This window comes from Sulfitobacter sp. EhC04, from assembly GCF_001650875.1.
In the GTDB taxonomy this organism is placed as follows: Bacteria; Pseudomonadota; Alphaproteobacteria; order Rhodobacterales; family Rhodobacteraceae; genus Sulfitobacter.
On sequence record NZ_LXYI01000085.1, the window covers coordinates 1 to 2859 of the forward strand.

Genomic DNA, 2859 nt, shown 5'->3' on the forward strand with positions numbered 1-2859 from the left:
AGCGCCAAGAATGGTCATGCCATCTGCTGGAACCGCTCCATCTCTTCAGACCGCCGCGTGTGGGTCGGCAAAAGGCCGGACACCTTGGCAAGGATCGGCAGCAGTGCTGCGGGCGAGCCCGCCCGCGCCAACAGCGCGCGGCCGAATTTCCGCAGGAACAGGACAAGCGCTGCCTCGCCTGCTTCATAGGCCAGCTTCCAGTCCCAGGCGCCGGTCGCGTCAGAGCCGCCAAAGGCGCACTCCATCTCAAGGCGCAGGCGCAGCGCGTCGATCTGGAAACCTTGCGCCAGATCAGTCTGCAGCGCTTTGGCCACGCTCAAGATCGCAGCGGCCGTATCGGGGGACGGGATGGGGACAACAGGCGCAAGTGCGCGCTCGGTCGCAAAATGGGCGAGATGGGTCATCGGGAAACTCCGGAATGAGGGACAGGATCAGCCCCGGACACCCTCTTTCGGGCACCCTCAGGCCTGACCTTCCCCGGCCCTCCTCTTCCTCTCAAACCCCATGATTTCCGCAGGCGGCTTGCTTTTGTTCCCGTTATGTTCTATGCTGAAAGCGACGCTAAGAAGGGAGATCCCCGATGGAAAGCACCACTTACGCCCTGCCCGCGACGCCAAAGCAGATCGCCTATGCCCGCGCGCTGGCCCTGCGCAACCAGACGCTTCTGCCGTGGGAGGTTCAGCAAGATCGGCGATCCCTGAGTGCCTGGATCGACGAACAAGCCAAGATGAACCCGGGCGCGCAGGAAAGCCGCCCGACATCAAGGCAGGTCGCCTTTGCAGAACGCCTCGCCCGGATCAAGCGCCGCGCCGTGCCGGACGAATGTTTCCGCGACAAGGGGCTGATGTCGAAGTGGATCGACGGGAACAAGTGAGCACGGCACCGGCTGGCTCCGGCCTTCCGGAGCTTCTGCCATACCGTGGCTTGGCAAACCGAGCGTAGTTGCCAACCTATAGGTTGGCAGATTAGCCCTTCGGGACATCAGCCTCGGTCAAACTCCTGTCCGAAGGACCAAGACCTGGGCCCGGCGGGACGCCGGGAGATGCCTACATCGGCCTTCGGCAACCACCGCAAGTCGTAGTCGTCTCTCGACCCAGCGTCTTCAGATCTTCCTCCACTTGGGGCTAGCCCCTCAGTTCTTTGGAAATGGTGATGTTGGAGCGTCCATAACGCTGGAAAAGCAACCTCATCGAAGAAAACTATAGTGGTCTCTTGGGGCCGAGACGTCGCCTTCCTCAGCGCGTCTATACGAAGCCCAGAAGACCGGCGGACTCAGTCCAAAGCCTCAAAGAACAACTGATGGTCACACGGCTTCAAATGCGTGACGTCCGGCCTGTTGCCGTTTGCCGGTTTCATGTCTTCGCCCCCCCCAAAAAAGCGCATGCGCCATTACTCGTCAGCCGACGGCAGTAAGCGAGTAGTGCGGTGTCCCATCCCAAACAAGATCCCAAGACGCGCCCGGCCGGACGTTCTGGATGGCGTGGGGCTCGAAGCAGACGAGGCAATTCCCGCCCGGCGCGGGAGCCCGAACTGAGGGGTAGATCAGGCCCCGCGATCCAGCCCGGCGAAGATGTTGGGCCAGGCTTTGGCCCTCGGGATATCCGACAGCCGGATCGGGATGCAGCGCTGGGTGTTCCGGCTCATCGGTCAGATCATCGAAGATCCCGATGAAATCCGCCAACAATTCCACATAGCGAGCGCTGTCATGGAAGCTGCCGGTAAAGCCGAGTTCACGGGTGCGGTGCCAGGCCACTTCGCTGACAGAAACCATCACCTCCCACGCGCAGTACCAGGCGCCACGATCTTCGGTGTTGAAGCGGTTCCCGCCGGCGCGGGTATAGGTGAAGGCAGCGTTGACATGACTGTCGCCGTAAATGCGCAGATCGCGGCTGCGCCGCTGCCAGGCAAGCTCGCGCGGGTCCAGATGGGGATTGCGGCCACGTTCGGCCAGAAGGCGGCCGCTGGTCAGGCCCTCGATCTCTGCGAGGATCTCCATCTCGTCATCGGTATCGACGAGACCGCGCAGGGATGGCGGCTTGTGGTAAGTGGCGGGCAGGAGACGAACGAGACCACGATCAGAAATCTCGGTCTGCTTCATGCCCCACCGCGCAATGCATCAAGATAGGTCCGAACCGCGAGAATTTGCGGCAAGCCCCCGTCGATGGCGGTATCAACCGGACGGCTACCCCCGAACAGCGGCCCTGTGTTCGGTCGGGTGAACCAGCTTCGCGCGAGCGGCTCGGAGAAGTAGAGTTCGAGCGACTTGTAGATGCCGATCACCGCACTGAGTCGCAGGAGTTGATCCTTGGTCAGTTCTCCCGCAAAGTCCGGCTTCTTGGCGCGCTTCCACGTGCTCACCGTCATATCGGCAAGGCCAGCCGCTTCGTTCAGGTTAAGGCCCCAAGCATCGACCACGCGCGCGTAAGCCTTCAACGCGACGGCGTTGATCTGTGCGGGTTCCCGGATTTTCTCTGCGACGTACATGGCGTCCTCCATTGGGCTGAATATAGATCATATGGCCTGATTGTAAAGATCAAATGAACTGCCTGCGCTCTCACCCGAACCGGCGCCCTTCTTCGGTGAAGGTGTACTCGTTGACGATGATCCCCTCCTCTATGGCCTCGTCCGAGGTCAGGTGGTCGTATTCAGCCTGAAGCTGGCGGTAGAGCCAGCGGGCCAGATCACGCAGCGCCTCGGTCACGATCTCCTCGGCGTCTTCGGTCGGCGGCTGCCAGGTCGGGCTGTCCCGCGTGACGTCCACGGACATGGTGTATTCGTGGTAGTAGCGGCCGCGGTGGCTGACCTCGGCAGCGAGCTGGTAGAAATTCCGCCGCTGGATGGCCTGCAGCCAGTCGGCGA

General features: G+C 61.9%; 3 protein-coding genes and 2 pseudogenes. 1 reads left to right on the top strand and 4 read right to left on the bottom strand.

Annotated features, from left to right (window positions below; genetic code table 11):
• Positions 1–17 precede the first annotated feature (17 nt).
• Positions 18–404, bottom strand: a pseudogene (locus A8B82_RS21575) (hypothetical protein); the annotation flags it as partial.
• Positions 405–580: 176 nt separating this feature from the next.
• On the opposite strand from A8B82_RS21575, the gene A8B82_RS21580 reads away from it, so the two are divergent.
• On the top strand, positions 581–874 hold the full coding sequence (locus A8B82_RS21580; RefSeq protein ID WP_067297285.1) for a hypothetical protein: 294 nt from the start codon (positions 581–583) through the stop codon (positions 872–874).
• A gap of 522 nt (positions 875–1396) precedes the next feature.
• Here the strand turns inward: A8B82_RS21580 and A8B82_RS21585 are convergent.
• From A8B82_RS21585 to A8B82_RS21595, 3 genes and pseudogenes are all read right to left on the bottom strand, one after another.
• The gene (locus A8B82_RS21585) at positions 1397–2098 is read right to left on the bottom strand and encodes an RES family NAD+ phosphorylase (RefSeq protein WP_067297288.1); all 702 of its coding nucleotides are present in this window, start codon (positions 2096–2098) and stop codon (positions 1397–1399) included.
• On the bottom strand, positions 2095–2496 hold the full coding sequence (locus A8B82_RS21590; protein ID WP_067297291.1) for an MbcA/ParS/Xre antitoxin family protein: 402 nt from the start codon (positions 2494–2496) through the stop codon (positions 2095–2097). The genes A8B82_RS21585 and A8B82_RS21590 overlap by 4 nt, the downstream gene beginning before the upstream one ends.
• Positions 2497–2554: 58 nt before the next feature.
• Positions 2555–2859: pseudogene (locus A8B82_RS21595) on the bottom strand (antitoxin of toxin-antitoxin stability system); the annotation flags it as partial.